Source organism: Martinezella sp. CNPSo 3890 (genome assembly GCF_057784455.1).
Genome location: NZ_JBXSOR010000001.1, coordinates 819,932 through 833,534, shown reverse-complemented (window position 1 = coordinate 833,534; position 13,603 = coordinate 819,932). Strand labels below are relative to the sequence as shown.

At 59.1% G+C, this 13,603-nt stretch carries 12 protein-coding genes; 4 read left to right on the top strand and 8 right to left on the bottom strand.

All coding sequences use genetic code 11. The features are described 5' to 3' along the window. The first annotated feature begins 65 nt into the window (after nucleotides 1-65). A complete protein-coding gene (locus AC13RC_RS04115) occupies nucleotides 66-1,052 on the top strand; it encodes an aldo/keto reductase (RefSeq protein WP_488556557.1) in 987 nt (328 codons plus the stop codon). Between the two features lie 146 nt (nucleotides 1,053-1,198). Further along, a complete protein-coding gene (locus AC13RC_RS04110) occupies nucleotides 1,199-1,936 on the top strand; it encodes an SDR family oxidoreductase (protein WP_112723100.1) in 738 nt (245 codons plus the stop codon). A 144-nt stretch (nucleotides 1,937-2,080) separates the two neighbouring features. Here the strand turns inward: AC13RC_RS04110 and AC13RC_RS04105 are convergent, their stop codons facing one another. Beyond that, on the bottom strand, nucleotides 2,081-2,599 hold the full coding sequence (locus AC13RC_RS04105) for a winged helix-turn-helix transcriptional regulator (protein WP_113390754.1): 519 nt from the start codon (nucleotides 2,597-2,599) through the stop codon (nucleotides 2,081-2,083). 89 nt (nucleotides 2,600-2,688) lie between these two features. On the opposite strand from AC13RC_RS04105, the gene AC13RC_RS04100 reads away from it, so the two are divergent. Next, nucleotides 2,689-3,330: a dihydrofolate reductase family protein gene (locus AC13RC_RS04100; protein WP_113390769.1), complete on the top strand. Its 642-nt coding sequence runs from the start codon at nucleotides 2,689-2,691 to the stop codon at nucleotides 3,328-3,330. A 209-nt stretch (nucleotides 3,331-3,539) separates the two neighbouring features. On the opposite strand, the gene hupB is transcribed toward AC13RC_RS04100, so the two are convergent. The 4 genes from hupB to clpP all read right to left on the bottom strand — a co-directional run bounded on the left by hupB (nucleotide 3,540) and on the right by clpP (nucleotide 9,067). Further along, nucleotides 3,540-3,815: a DNA-binding protein HupB gene (hupB, locus tag AC13RC_RS04095; protein WP_015339480.1), complete on the bottom strand. Its 276-nt coding sequence runs from the start codon at nucleotides 3,813-3,815 to the stop codon at nucleotides 3,540-3,542. A gap of 203 nt (nucleotides 3,816-4,018) precedes the next feature. After that, on the bottom strand, nucleotides 4,019-6,439 hold the full coding sequence (lon, locus tag AC13RC_RS04090) for an endopeptidase La (protein WP_488556556.1): 2,421 nt from the start codon (nucleotides 6,437-6,439) through the stop codon (nucleotides 4,019-4,021). Nucleotides 6,440-6,858: 419 nt separating this feature from the next. Continuing rightward, entirely contained in the window at nucleotides 6,859-8,136 is a 1,278-nt protein-coding gene (gene clpX / locus AC13RC_RS04085; protein WP_047627083.1) for an ATP-dependent Clp protease ATP-binding subunit ClpX, read from the bottom strand. 298 nt (nucleotides 8,137-8,434) lie between these two features. Further along, the gene (gene clpP / locus AC13RC_RS04080) at nucleotides 8,435-9,067 is read right to left on the bottom strand and encodes an ATP-dependent Clp endopeptidase proteolytic subunit ClpP (RefSeq protein WP_015339477.1); all 633 of its coding nucleotides are present in this window, start codon (nucleotides 9,065-9,067) and stop codon (nucleotides 8,435-8,437) included. A 403-nt stretch (nucleotides 9,068-9,470) separates the two neighbouring features. On the opposite strand from clpP, the gene AC13RC_RS04075 reads away from it, so the two are divergent. After that, a complete protein-coding gene (locus tag AC13RC_RS04075; RefSeq protein ID WP_488556555.1) occupies nucleotides 9,471-10,724 on the top strand; it encodes a GGDEF domain-containing protein in 1,254 nt (417 codons plus the stop codon). A 139-nt stretch (nucleotides 10,725-10,863) separates the two neighbouring features. On the opposite strand, the gene pstB is transcribed toward AC13RC_RS04075, so the two are convergent. From pstB to pstC, 3 genes are read right to left on the bottom strand one after another with little or no spacing between them, the layout of a single operon-like run. After that, nucleotides 10,864-11,700: a phosphate ABC transporter ATP-binding protein PstB gene (pstB, locus tag AC13RC_RS04070; RefSeq protein ID WP_095434490.1), complete on the bottom strand. Its 837-nt coding sequence runs from the start codon at nucleotides 11,698-11,700 to the stop codon at nucleotides 10,864-10,866. 29 nt (nucleotides 11,701-11,729) lie between these two features. Continuing rightward, on the bottom strand, nucleotides 11,730-12,581 hold the full coding sequence (pstA, locus tag AC13RC_RS04065) for a phosphate ABC transporter permease PstA (RefSeq protein ID WP_488556554.1): 852 nt from the start codon (nucleotides 12,579-12,581) through the stop codon (nucleotides 11,730-11,732). Between the two features lie 11 nt (nucleotides 12,582-12,592). Beyond that, the gene (gene pstC / locus AC13RC_RS04060; protein ID WP_113354732.1) at nucleotides 12,593-13,564 is read right to left on the bottom strand and encodes a phosphate ABC transporter permease subunit PstC; all 972 of its coding nucleotides are present in this window, start codon (nucleotides 13,562-13,564) and stop codon (nucleotides 12,593-12,595) included. Nucleotides 13,565-13,603 lie beyond the last annotated feature (39 nt).

The following is a 13,603-nucleotide window of genomic DNA, read 5'->3' as shown; positions in this document are numbered from 1 at the left end:
TTGTGGCCCTGTCGGGCGGCTGCTACTGCGCTATCATCTTATGAATAAAAGAGAGGAGACTACTCATGAGACATCATGCCTTCGGACGGACGCCCTTTATCGTGACCGATGTCGGCTTCGGCGCCTGGCAGATTGGCGGCGCGTGGGGCGATGTCAGCGAGGCTGACGGCCGCGCAGCGCTCAACGCCGCCCTCGATGCCGGCATGACCTTCATCGATACCGCCGACGTTTATGGCGATGGCCGCTCGGAAAAGATCATTGCCGAAGTGCTAAAGGCACGCGGCGGCGAGCGCCCGATGGTGGCGACGAAGGCCGGCCGCCGGCTGAGCCCGCATGTGGCCGACGGCTATACCAAGGCCAATCTCGAAGGCTTCATCGATCGCAGCCTCAAGAATCTCGGCGTCGAGAGCCTTGATCTCGTGCAGCTTCATTGCCCGCCGACAGAAGTTCTCTATCGTCCAGAAGTTTTTGTCGGGCTCGACGAATTGCAGAAGGCGGGCAAGATCAAAGGATACGGCGTCAGCGTCGAGAAGGTCGAGGAAGCGCTGAAGGCGATCGAATATCCGGGCGTGCTCAGCATCCAGATCATCTACAACATCTTCCGCCAGCGTCCCGACCATCTGTTCTTCAAGGAGGCCAAGCGCAAGAACGTCGCCGTCATCGCCCGCGTGCCGCTCGCCTCCGGCCTGCTCTCCGGCAAGATCACCCGCGATACGCAATTTGCCAGCGACGACCACCGCAATTTCAACCGTCATGGCGAGGCCTTCGATGTCGGCGAAACCTTTGCCGGCGTGCCGTTCGAAGTCGGTCTGCAGGCCGTGGAAGAGGTGCGGAGGCTGGTTCCAGCCGGTACCAGCATGGCAGCCTTCGCGCTGCGCTGGATCCTGATGAACGATGCCGTCACCGTCGTCATTCCGGGTGCGCGCAATGCTGAGCAGGCCAAGGCCAATGCCGCCGCGGCCGATCTCGCTCCGCTCTCCGCCGATGTCATGGGGGCGACGCGCGAAATCTACGAGCGCCTGATCGCGCCGCATGTTCATCATCGCTGGTAACATCCATATCTGAAATGGATGGCCGGAACGTGCTTTCGGCCACCATGGACATATTGTTCCATAGATGCAGAGACAGCATCAATGTGCTGCTGCCCAAGCTTGACACCATTGAGGAAAAGGGCCGGACAGGCCCAAGGAGGAATGCCATGAAAGTAGCGCTGGTAACGGGCGCCTCTCGCGGTCTGGGTGCGGTGATCGCCTTGGAGCTTGCCGAGGCTGGCTGGGCCGTCGCCGTCAACTATGCGAGCGACACCCAGGGGGCCGAGAAGATCGTCGATACCATTCGGCAGCGTGGTGGACAGGCTTATGCCGCAAAATTCAGCGTGATCGACAAGGACCAGCTTGCAGACGGTCTGGAAAAGATCAGGGCAGCGCTCGGGCCGGTCGATCTCATCGTCAACAACGCGACCGGCCCTCAGCCGGATATGCCGCTCATGGAGCAATCCTGGCGGACTTACCTCGACCAGCTCGAATTCTTCGTCAAGGCGCCGCTGGAACTGCTGCAAGCCGTGCTGCCGGACTGGCGCGCGCGCAAGTCCGGGCGCGTCATCAACATCGGTTCCGAAATAGCTGAGCTCGGCAATCCGAATTTCGGCAATTATGCTGCCGCCAAGGGCGCTATGCTCTCGATGACGCGCTCCTGGGCGAGAGAGCTCGCGCCGGAAGGCATTACCGTCAATCTCATCGCGCCTGGCTGGATCCCGGTCGAGCGCCATGCCGATGCTTCCCAGCAGGCAAAGGAAGGCTATCTCGCGCAGACGCCCATGGCCCATTTCGGCAAGCCGGAAGACATCGCCGACGCCGTCGTCTTTCTCGCCTCGAGCAAGGCGGATTTCATCACGGGGCAGAAACTTGCCGTCAACGGCGGCCGGACGCTGCTCTGACGCCGCCAAGCAGAGAAACGGATTCGATAACAGACAACTTGAACCGAAATAGCGGCGATTGCCGCTATTTTGCACCTTTTCTGGACGGTTCCTGCGCAAAGTCGCCGAAGCGGAGCATTCCGCCGTTAGCGGCGCAAAATGATTTCACTCTTTGCGCTCCATTTTTGCGCGGACCTCGAGAAAGGCGTTGGTAAGACCTATCAAGACGGGCGATGTGACACTCCCATTTGCTCCGCCGATCGGGTCCGCAATGTGAATATTTCGAAGATCGTTCATGAAGTCATCCCAAAGGGCGGGTCCGCCTTTCTCAAGAAGTTCGGCGCGGATGCTCAGGTCTTCACTGACGGGCAGATGCCGCCTACCCCAGGCGCCGATCATGGCAATCATCGGCACGAGCTGAATCGCCGGTTCGGTCAGACTATAAATCGCCTTCTGACTGTGGCTGGGATCATCCAACTTGGTGATCAAGCCGAGTGAAACAAGACGCTTCAGGCGCGCGGCGAGTATGTTGGAGGCAATCCCTTCCTCGGACCGATTGAGCAGTTCGCGAAAATGCCGCCGATTGCCGAACATGATGTCCCGAATGACGACCAGACTCCAGCGATCCCCCAACACCTCCATTGTCAGGTTGATCGGGCATCCCGACCGCCGCTCGATATCCATATTCGCTTCCTTCGGTGAATCGATTGCAATGTAGGACGAGCCATGCTACGACACAACCAGTTGCAAATTGCAATTGGATGGAGAACAGCATGTCGAAAGTTTGTGTCGCAGGATTCTCGCTCTCGATCGATGGCTTCGGGGCTGGACTGGAGCAAAGCCTGAATGACCCCTTGGGCAAGCGCGGGCCAGAATTGTTCGAGTGGTTTTTCCCGACCCAGACATTCCAAGCGATGTTCGGCAAAGAGGGTGAAACCGAAGGTGCCGATGCGAAATATGCAGCATTGGCGAATACCGGTTTTGGAGCCTTCATCCTCGGCCGCAATATGTTCGGCCCCATTCGCGACGAATGGCCCGATGAAAACTGGAAAGGCTGGTGGGGCGACAATCCGCCCTATCACGCGCCGACCTACATCCTGACGCATTATCCCCGCAAGCCGATCGTCATGGAAGGCGGTACGACCTTTTATTTTATCACGGGCGGAATCGAGGACGCGCTCATGCAGGCCAAGGCCGCGGCCGGAGGCAAGGATATCAAGATCGGCGGCGGTGTCAGCACGGTGCGGCAATATCTCCAGGCGGGCTTGGTCGACGAGATACACTATGCCATTTCACCGGTAGTGCTCGGGAGGGGAGAGGCAATGTTTGCCGGCATCGACCTGCCTTCGCTTGGCTTTCAGGTCGCTGCCCATGAGGCGACGGCGAAAGCCACGCACATCGTCCTGAAGAAATGAGAGCCATCATATCGTTGGTCATCCACGCGCACTGGAGCCATCCGCTTTGACGACGTTGCGAATGTTCGCGTCTCCTGTCGATCGCTCACCCGGCCCGGCATTGAACTTTCAGCGCGTAATGCTGCATGAGACCATAAAAAGGGCCCGCTTTTGCGGGCCCCAATCTTGTCCACCCGCAAGGCTGAAGCCTCGCAGCGGGTGAAAACGAATTAGCTGTTGACCGAGTCCTTCAGGCCCTTGCCGGGCGTGAACTTCGGTACGTTACGGGCAGGAATATCGACCTCGGCGCCGGTGGACGGGTTACGGCCCTTGGTGGCTGCACGGTGAGAAACGGTGAAGCTGCCGAAACCAGCAAGGCGAATGTCGCCGCCCTTCTTCAGTTCGGCCTGGACAGTATCGAAAACAGCGTCGACAGCGGAAGCAGCGTCAGCCTTCGTGATACCGGCCTTCTCGGCCACTGCGGACACGAGCTCATTCTTGTTCATGTTTCCACCCCTTTCTCTGGTATGAAACGACTTATCAGTAAGCGGGGCGCAAAATAGCAATGCTCTTACCCGCCGCAACCCCAAAAGCCCTGCAAATCAAGGAAAAGCAAGCGTTGCCATGCGCTTTTCACAAAAAAAGACCGGCAAAAATGCCGGTCTTTTCGTCCATTTACGTCAATTCGACAGAATTGAGGCGAAGGGGCTCAATGAGCGATGGCAGAACCCACTTCGTCGACACCTTCGACCGTTGCGATCACAGGCGTTTCCACGGTGCCATCCCACTCGATCGGTTCAGGACGGCGAACAAGCGCGTGCTTGATCACCTCGCCCATGCGCGATACGGGGATGATTTCCATGCTGTTCTTCACGTTGTCCGGAATCTCCGCCAGATCCTTGGCGTTTTCTTCCGGGATCAGCACCTTCTTGATGCCGCCGCGCAGTGCCGCGAGCAGCTTTTCCTTCAGGCCGCCGATCGGCAGCACACGGCCGCGCAACGTGATTTCACCCGTCATGGCGACGTCCTTGGAAACCGGGATGCCGGTCATGATCGAGACGATCGCGGTTGCCATGGCGACACCGGCCGACGGACCATCCTTCGGCGTCGCACCTTCCGGTAGGTGCACGTGGATGTCGCTCTTGTCGAAGCGCGGCGGCTCGATTCCGAAATCGACAGCGCGCGAGCGGACGTAAGAGGCCGCCGCCGAGATCGATTCCTTCATGACTTCCTTCAGGTTGCCAGTGACCGTCATGCGGCCCTTGCCCGGCATCATCACGCCTTCGATCGTCAGCAGCTCGCCGCCGACTTCAGTCCAGGCGAGACCGGTGACAACACCGACCTGATCGTCGCGCTCGGCTTCGCCATGGCGGAAGCGCGGCACGCCGAGATAGTCCGGGACATTCTCAGCAGTCACGGCAACCGACTTCACCTTGCCCTTGATGATCTCGGTGACCGCCTTGCGGGCGAGCTTCATCAATTCGCGCTCGAAGTTACGCACGCCGGCTTCGCGGGTGTACTGCTGGATGATGACCATCAGGGCGCCGTCGGTGACCGAAAACTCGTTCGGCTGCAACGCATGTTCCTTGATGGCCTTCGGCAGCAGGTGCCGCTTGGCGATTTCGCGCTTCTCGTCTTCGGTGTAGCCGGCGATACGGATGATCTCCATGCGGTCCATCAGGGGCGCAGGGATATTCAAAGTATTCGCCGTCGTGATGAACATCACGTCCGACAGATCATATTCGACTTCCAGGTAGTGATCCATGAAGGTCGAATTCTGCGCCGGGTCCAGCACCTCAAGCAGTGCCGAAGACGGATCGCCGCGATAGTCCTGGCCGAGCTTGTCGATCTCATCGAGCAAGAAGAGCGGGTTGGACTTCTTCGCCTTCTTCATCGACTGAATGACCTTGCCGGGCATCGAGCCGATATAGGTGCGGCGGTGACCGCGGATCTCGGCTTCGTCTCGAACGCCGCCAAGGGCCATGCGGACATACTCACGGCCGGTCGCCTTGGCGATCGACTGGGCGAGCGAGGTCTTGCCGACGCCCGGAGGGCCGACGAGGCACAGGATCGGGCCTTTGATCTTCGTCGCGCGGGCCTGGACGGCCAGATATTCGACGATGCGCTCCTTGACCTTGTCCAGACCGAAATGGTCCGCTTCGAGGATCTTCTCGGCATTGTTCAGGTCGGCCTTGATCTTCGATTTCTTGTGCCAGGGGATGCCCAGCAGCCAGTCGAGATAGTTGCGCACCACGGTCGCTTCAGCCGACATCGGGCTCATCTGCCGGAGCTTCTTCAGCTCGGCATCAGCCTTTTCCTTGGCTTCCTTCGACAGCTTGGTCTTGGAGATGCGCTCTTCCAGTTCGGCCATCTCGTCGCGGCCTTCCTCGCCGTCGCCGAGTTCCTTCTGGATCGCCTTCATCTGCTCGTTCAGATAGTATTCGCGCTGCGTCTTCTCCATCTGGCGCTTGACGCGCGAGCGGATGCGCTTCTCGACCTGCAGAACCGAAATTTCGCCTTCCATGAAGCCGAGCGCCTTTTCCAGGCGAGCCTTCACGCTGGTGGTTTCCAGCATTTCCTGCTTTTCGGTGATCTTGATCGAAAGATGCGATGCGACGGTGTCGGCCAGCTTCGAATAATCGTCGATCTGGCTGGCGGCGCCGACCACTTCCGGCGAAATCTTCTTGTTGAGCTTCACATAGCTCTCGAATTCGGAAACGACCGAGCGGCTCAAAGCTTCGAGCTCAACCTGGTCTTCTTCCGGCTCATGCAGGACATGGCCAAGGGCTTCGTAGAAGTCTTCACGGCCGGTATATTCGTCGATCTCAGCACGCGCACGGCCTTCCACCAGCACCTTGACGGTGCCGTCGGGCAGTTTCAGCAGCTGCAGAACATTTGCAACGGTGCCGACCTTGTGGATGGCATCCGGCGCGGGATCATCATCGCTGGCATTGATCTGGGTGACGAGCATGATCTGCTTGTCCGAACCCATGACCTCTTCCAGCGCGCGAATGGATTTCTCCCGTCCGACGAACAGAGGCACGATCATGTGGGGGAAGACCACGATGTCGCGCAACGGCAATACCGGATAGGCAATGCTGTCGTGTGTCGCAGACGTTTTCTTACTCATGTCATTTCCTTTCCGTCGTCCCGTTCCCGGGCTCTCTGCCGGCTGGGGGGAGTTAGCCGGCTCTCTCACTTGGTAAACAAGTGGAGCTTCACACTGCCTATTTCAAGTCACAGGAACGCCCGCCACGAGGCAACGATCCCGCATGTCTGCAAGAAGGAACGCAACAACAAAACACCAAAGCCCGACAACTCGAACACTGCCGGCGACGCTAAGATCCGAAGAAAAAACGCCGGGCCTGCGCCCCATCCGCCTCATGCTCCAGAATCATGCCATCATGGCCGCAGCAGGGGCTCTTCACAACCGGTTTCGACGGCATTCCCATAAGCTTATCCAAGACTTTATCAGCAAACCGTGCGATTTTTCAAACAGAAAGGGGCCCGTCGATGACGAGCCCCCGATTCGTGATCACGGATGACGGATCAGGCCGTTGCGTTGGCCTTTTCCTCCTGCCGGTCGGCATAGATGTAGAGCGGACGGGCGGAGCCGCGAACCACTTCCTCGGAAATGACCACTTCGCGCACGCCTTCCAGGGCCGGCAGCTCGAACATGGTGTCGAGGAGGATCTTCTCCATGATGGAGCGCAGACCGCGGGCGCCCGTCTTGCGGACGATCGCCTTACGGGCGATTTCGCGCAGAGCATCCTCGTGGAAGGTCAGTTCGACGTCTTCCATCTCGAACAGGCGCTGATACTGCTTCACCAGCGCGTTCTTCGGCTCGGACAGGATCTGGATCAGCGCGTCTTCGTCGAGGTCTTCCAGCGTCGCCAGAACGGGCAGACGGCCGATGAATTCCGGGATGAGCCCGAACTTCACCAGATCTTCCGGCTCCAGCTCGCGCAGCACTTCACCGACGCGGCGGTCATCCGGCGCCTTGACGGTCGCACCGAAGCCGATCGAGGTCTTCTCACCGCGGGCAGAGATGATCTTGTCGAGGCCGGCAAACGCGCCGCCGCAGATGAAGAGGATGTTGGTCGTGTCCACCTGCAGGAATTCCTGTTGGGGATGCTTGCGGCCGCCCTGCGGGGGAACCGAAGCCACCGTGCCTTCCATGATCTTCAGAAGCGCCTGCTGCACGCCCTCGCCCGAGACGTCGCGCGTGATCGACGGATTGTCCGACTTGCGGGAAATCTTGTCGACTTCGTCGATGTAGACGATACCGCGCTGTGCGCGCTCGACGTTGTAGTCGGCGGCCTGCAGCAGCTTGAGGATGATGTTTTCGACATCTTCGCCGACATAGCCAGCTTCGGTCAGCGTGGTCGCATCGGCCATGGTGAAGGGAACGTCGATGATGCGGGCGAGCGTCTGGGCAAGATAGGTCTTGCCGCAGCCGGTCGGGCCGACGAGCATGATGTTCGACTTCGCCAGCTCAACGTCACCGTTCTTCGATGCGTGAGCGAGCCGCTTGTAATGGTTGTGAACGGCCACGGAGAGGATCTTCTTCGCCTGCCGCTGGCCGATGACGTATTCGTCAAGAACCTTGATGATGTCCTGCGGGGTCGGAACACCGTCACGAGACTTCACCATCGAGGATTTGTTTTCCTCGCGGATGATGTCCATGCATAGCTCGACGCACTCGTCGCAGATGAATACGGTCGGTCCGGCAATCAACTTCCGGACTTCATGCTGGCTCTTACCGCAGAACGAACAATAAAGTGTGTTCTTTGAGTCGCCGCCGTTGCTGCCGCTGACTTTGCTCATATCACTTTCCTTCCAGCACGCCGCAAATTTCCAAATTGAAATCGCGGTCCACTCTATGCGCCCGCCGGACCTGCCCCTCGTTTGCAGATCGCGGCGCCCTTCAGGGTACTGAACGCAGGCCAGGCAACCAAACCGGAACTGCGTGGCAACGAATCCCCCTTCGAATGCCGAATGCTATGTCACAAAAACGCTACATAGCATTAATGCGTACTATTACCGCGTTCCGCTCCACATTAAACCCCTATTCGATCACAAATGGGATAGAACTGTGGCGTAGAAGTCACCGCCTAGTGGATAATCACGAGGCGGTTTCACCTTCTATTTCAGTACGCGACGTCAGCACCTTGTCGATCAGACCCCATTCCTTGGCCTCATCCGAAGACATGAAATGGTCACGATCGAGCGTCTGCTCGACCTCTTCATAGGTCCGGCCGCAATGCTTGACGTAAACTTCATTGAGACGGCGCTTCATCTTGATGATGTCGCGCGCGTGGCGCTCGATGTCCGAAGCTTGGCCCTGGAAGCCGCCCGAGGGCTGATGAACCATGATACGGGAATTCGGCGTTGCGAAACGCATGTCCTTGTCGCCAGCGGCCAGAAGCAGCGATCCCATCGAGGCAGCCTGGCCGATGCAGAGCGTCGAAACGGCCGGCTTGATGAACTGCATCGTATCGTAGATCGCCATGCCGGCGGTCACGACGCCGCCCGGCGAATTGATATAGAGCGCGATTTCCTTCTTCGGGTTTTCGGCCTCGAGGAAGAGAAGCTGTGCGCACACCAGCGTCGCCATATGGTCTTCGACCGGTCCGGTCAGGAAAATGATGCGTTCCTTCAGCAGGCGGGAATAGATATCGTAAGACCGCTCCCCGCGGTTGGTCTGCTCGACAACCATCGGCACCAGAGCCATAGCTGTATCGACTGGATTTCTCATGTGCGTCCTTTATCAAACTTGCCCCGGCGACGGAGACGCCGGGAATCGGAGTAAAAATCCTTTACTCCTACATAGAGTGTCCCTGCCCTGCACTTCAAGACGCCCGTAAGCATAACGTCAAAAAGCACGAATGCCCCACGAAGCGTTCACAAAGCATTTCTAACCACGGCTCCTCGAATTCCAAGGTGCCGTAGCGACGGACCATCCGCTACCCACTACAATTCGCGGTCGCAAGGTGAAGGAAGCATGAAGGTCTGTACCCGTCGGGCGGAGATCTCCACCATAGGCAAAATTTACCAACTCATTTAAGGAACTTGCCATCTTATTGGGCAAGGATGAAACGATCGCAGAGATCGTCGTGCCGCTTGCGCCGACGGCCCCCAAAAAGCGGAGACGTCCGATCGTGCTGAATATGACCACAGGCCTCACCATCTGGTGCTCGGAAGCCATAACCCTGGCGACCGTTCTCCTTCTTGCCTGGAGGCATGATCGCAAATCCCCAGCCTATTTGATCTGGGCACTCGGCTTCACGGTCAGTGCTGTGGGATTCGCCTTGGTGGCTGCCCGAGGCCTCATTCCCGACATTTGGTCGATCCAGATCGGCAATGCCGTGGCCCTGCTCGGCGAGAGCGCGTGGATCGTCGGATTTCGCGTCATGGACAAGCGCAAGCTGGAATGGTCGGCATTCCTGCCGCCAACCATCTGGATCGTCGGCGTCAGCCTTCCCTGGGTCACCGGCAATTTCGCCAATCGCGTCGTCGTCTATGACCTAGCCGGCGCAGTCGGCGCGACCTTGCTTGCCTTCGCTGTGCATCCCGGAGACGGCCGACGGGAGCCGGCACGCGGACAACTCGGCATCGTCTTCGTGGCGCTCGCCTGCTTCTGTTTCGGTTCGGCTCTCTGGATGGTGCTTGCTGCCCCTTCGCTGGACGAGGCCATGATCTATCGTGGCTACATGGCGCTTGGCTACGGGCTGCTCATCATCATCGCCATCGTTCTCAATGGCAAGCTTCTCATGGAACGCGCCGAGCGCCGTTGGCGGGCAATATCCATCACCGATACTTTGACGGGAGTTCTGAACCGGCGCGGGCTTCAGGAAAGCTACGAGATTCTCGTCGGCAAGGGGCAGCAACAACCGCAAAAGCTTGCCGCCCTGTTATTCGATCTCGACCATTTCAAGAAGATCAACGACCGCCATGGCCACCAGGCAGGCGATGCGGTTCTGGTCGAGTTTGCCCGCATCGCGCGTCAGTTCGTGCCTCGCACTGGCGCATTCGGCAGAATGGGCGGAGAGGAATTCGTCGCCTTCGTTCCGATAGACGAGCAATCGCAGGCCGAAGCGCTGGCGGAAACCATCCGCGCCGATTTCTGCCGCGTGCCGCTGCTTGCTGGTCGCTCGCTGGTGCCGGCAACCGTCAGCATCGGCGTCTCGATCATGCCCCACGATACCGTCAGCTGGGATCGGCTGGTCTCTTTCGCAGACCGTGCGCTTTACGCCGCCAAACGCGCAGGCCGCAACTGCACTATCGTCTTCAATGAAATGGAGACTGCGAGGGAGCCCGACGCGGCGACCGCAGCGGATGAAGGCGAGCTGGTGCCGACGCTCGACGACCAGATCCACGCCTTGCGGCGCATGGGCACGCTCGCGAGGATGTGATCGGCTCATTCGGCACACCCATCCTATAAGCTTTCTCTTGACCAAATGGTGCGAGTGCCGAACAAGGCCGCATTCTCAAACGCAAAAGACGCGCCTGAACGGCGCGCCTTCGCAAATTGTGCGGTAATGTCCAGCCGTATCAGCCGTAACGACCGGTGATATAGTCTTCCGTGCGCTTGACCTTCGGCGCCTGGAAGATCTGTTCGGTCGCGCCGTATTCGATCAGCTCGCCCAGATACATGAATGCGGTGCTGTCGGAGATGCGGCTTGCCTGCTGCATATTGTGCGTGACGATGACGATGGTGAAATCGCCCTTCAACTGCGACACCAGTTCCTCGACCTTGGCGGTCGAGATCGGGTCAAGAGCCGAGGTAGGCTCGTCGAGCAGGAGGACTTCGGGACGAATGGCGATGGCGCGGGCGATGCAGAGACGCTGCTGCTGGCCGCCGGAAAGGCCAAGTCCGCTCTGGTGCAGCTTGTCCTTGACTTCGCTCCACAGCGCCGTTTCCGTCAGCGCCGCCTCGACGCGGGCGTCCATTTCCGCCTTGGAGATCTTCTCATAGAGGCGGATGCCGAAAGCGACGTTCTCGTAGATGGACATCGGGAACGGCGTCGGCTTCTGGAACACCATGCCGACCTTGGCGCGCAGATCGTTGAGATCGACGTCCTTGGTGAGGATGTTGCGGCCATCCAGCAAAATCTCGCCAGCTACGGTCTGACCGGGGTAAAGATCATACATGCGGTTGAAGGTGCGCAGCAGCGTGGACTTGCCGCAACCCGAAGGGCCGATGAAGGCGGTGACCGCGTTCTTGCGGATATTCATATTCACACTCTTCAGAACGCGATGGCCGTTCTGATAGGTGAAATCGAGGTTCTTCACCTCGAGCTTCGCGAGCGCACCGAGATCCGACTGGGAAGCGGCGTCCTTCCCCTGTTGTGCGTTGACGCTCTGAAATTTGCTGTCGCTCATGTTCATGGTCTCATTCCTATCGTTCGACGGCTGCGTCATTGACGGCGCCCACTCAAGACACGGGCAAGGATGTTCAGGGCAAGGATGGCGACGGTGATGATCAGCGCACCGGCCCAGGCCAGTTGTTTGAGATCCCCGCCAGCATCGGCGGCAAGCGTGTTGATGGCAACCGGCAGCGTGGCGATCGGACCGGTCAGGCCCGTATTCATGAATTTGCTATAGCCGGCAGTAAAGAGAAGCGGTGCGGTTTCGCCGCTGATGCGGGCGATGGCCAGCAGAATGCCGGTGAGAATACCGGTCCAGGCGGAACGGTAGATCACCATCATCATGGACTTCCAGCGCGGCGCACCGAGCGCGGCAGTCGCCTCGCGAAGCGCATTCGGCACCAGCAACAGCATATCCTGCGTCGTTCGGTTGACAACCGGAAGGGCGATCAGCGCCAGCGCTAGGATGCCCGCGATGGCAGAATTGCCGTGCATGGGCACGACTACGGCGCCGTAGACGAACACGCCGACGATGATCGAGGGTGCGGACAGCAGAATGTCGTTGATGAATTTGGCGACCTCGGCAAGCTTGGTCCCGTTGGCATATTCCACCAGGTAGGTGCCGGCTAGAATGCCGATCGGCGCTGCGATCAGAATGGCGCAGCCGGTGACCAGCACCGTGCCGTAGATTGCGTTTATCAGACCGCCGCGCGAGCCCTGAGCCGGGATCGACATGGTGAACACGTCGAGGCTGAGCGCCGATACACCGCGATAAACCAGGCTGACAAGGATCACGCTGAGAAAGAATATGCCGAGAATGGCCGCGAGGAAGGACAGGGCCATCATCACCTTGTTCTTCGTATAACGCCTCGACACGAGATTCTGACGAACTGCATTTTCCATGGTTTTTTTCCTCAGAGCGAGTCGCCGCGGCCGATCATCCATCTCGCCACTGCAAGCACGCAGAAGGAAAGGACGAACAGGAGCAGCCCGAGCGCGATCAGGCTCGACAATTGCAGACCGTCGGCATCGCCGAAGTTGTTCGCGATCTGGGCGGAAATGGTCGTGGACGGCGAAATGATCGACGACTGCAGACGGCTCACCGAGCCAACGACGAAGGTCACGGCCATGGTTTCGCCAAGCGCGCGGCCAAGGCCAAGCATGATGCCGCCGACGAGGCCACGGCGTGTATAAGGGATCAGGATGTGGCGGGCCACTTCCCATGTCGTCATGCCCATGCCGTAGGCGGATTCGCGCAGCATCGGCGGCACGGTGCTGAACACGTCGCGGGAGATTGCGGTGATGAACGGCAGGATCATGACGGCGAGCACGAGGCTTGCCGTCAGCAGGCCGACGCCCGGGGCCGGCGGCTGGAACAGCAGACCGATCACCGGCACCTGGCCGACCGTAGAGATAAGGAATGGCAATATATAGTTCTGCATGAGCGGCACGAGAATGAACAGGCCGACGATGCCATAGATAATGGAGGGAACGCCCGCCAGAAGCTCGATGGCCGTGCTGATCGGGCGGCGCAGGCTACCGGGGCAAAGTTCCGTCAGGAATATGGCGATGCCGATGCCGAGGGGAACGGCAATCAGCATGGCGATGAACGAACTTACAAGCGTACCGACCACGGCAGGCACGGCGCCATAAATATCAGCCGGCGCGCTCCACTTGGTGCCCCAGAGGAACGACAAGCCAAAGGTCTGAAATGTGGGCAAGGCATCGATGACAAGAACCACGAGAATTGCCAGCAGCAGAAGCACGACAAGAACAGCCGAGCCAAGCGTCATCAAATAGAAAATCCGATCCTGGATTCGGAATTTTCTGGTCGCGGCGGAGGTATTCACAGCCTGGAAGCCCGCCATTTGAGTCGCGTCAGCCATCGATTTCCCCTTGTCCTGTCACGAAAGGCGGACAGGGAA

Coding starts and splice junctions, on each gene's coding strand:
- AC13RC_RS04110 (WP_112723100.1), top strand. CDS start 1,199: ATGAAAGTAGCGCTGGTAACGGGCGCCTCTCGCGGTCTGGGTGCGGTG.
- lon (WP_488556556.1), bottom strand. CDS start 6,439: ATGAGTAAGAAAACGTCTGCGACACACGACAGCATTGCCTATCCGGTA.
- AC13RC_RS04105 (WP_113390754.1), bottom strand. CDS start 2,599: ATGGATATCGAGCGGCGGTCGGGATGCCCGATCAACCTGACAATGGAG.
- AC13RC_RS04100 (WP_113390769.1), top strand. CDS start 2,689: ATGTCGAAAGTTTGTGTCGCAGGATTCTCGCTCTCGATCGATGGCTTC.
- clpX (WP_047627083.1), bottom strand. CDS start 8,136: ATGAGCAAAGTCAGCGGCAGCAACGGCGGCGACTCAAAGAACACACTT.
- hupB (WP_015339480.1), bottom strand. CDS start 3,815: ATGAACAAGAATGAGCTCGTGTCCGCAGTGGCCGAGAAGGCCGGTATC.
- pstC (WP_113354732.1), bottom strand. CDS start 13,564: ATGGCTGACGCGACTCAAATGGCGGGCTTCCAGGCTGTGAATACCTCC.
- clpP (WP_015339477.1), bottom strand. CDS start 9,067: ATGAGAAATCCAGTCGATACAGCTATGGCTCTGGTGCCGATGGTTGTC.
- AC13RC_RS04115 (WP_488556557.1), top strand. CDS start 66: ATGAGACATCATGCCTTCGGACGGACGCCCTTTATCGTGACCGATGTC.
- pstB (WP_095434490.1), bottom strand. CDS start 11,700: ATGAACATGAGCGACAGCAAATTTCAGAGCGTCAACGCACAACAGGGG.
- pstA (WP_488556554.1), bottom strand. CDS start 12,581: ATGGAAAATGCAGTTCGTCAGAATCTCGTGTCGAGGCGTTATACGAAG.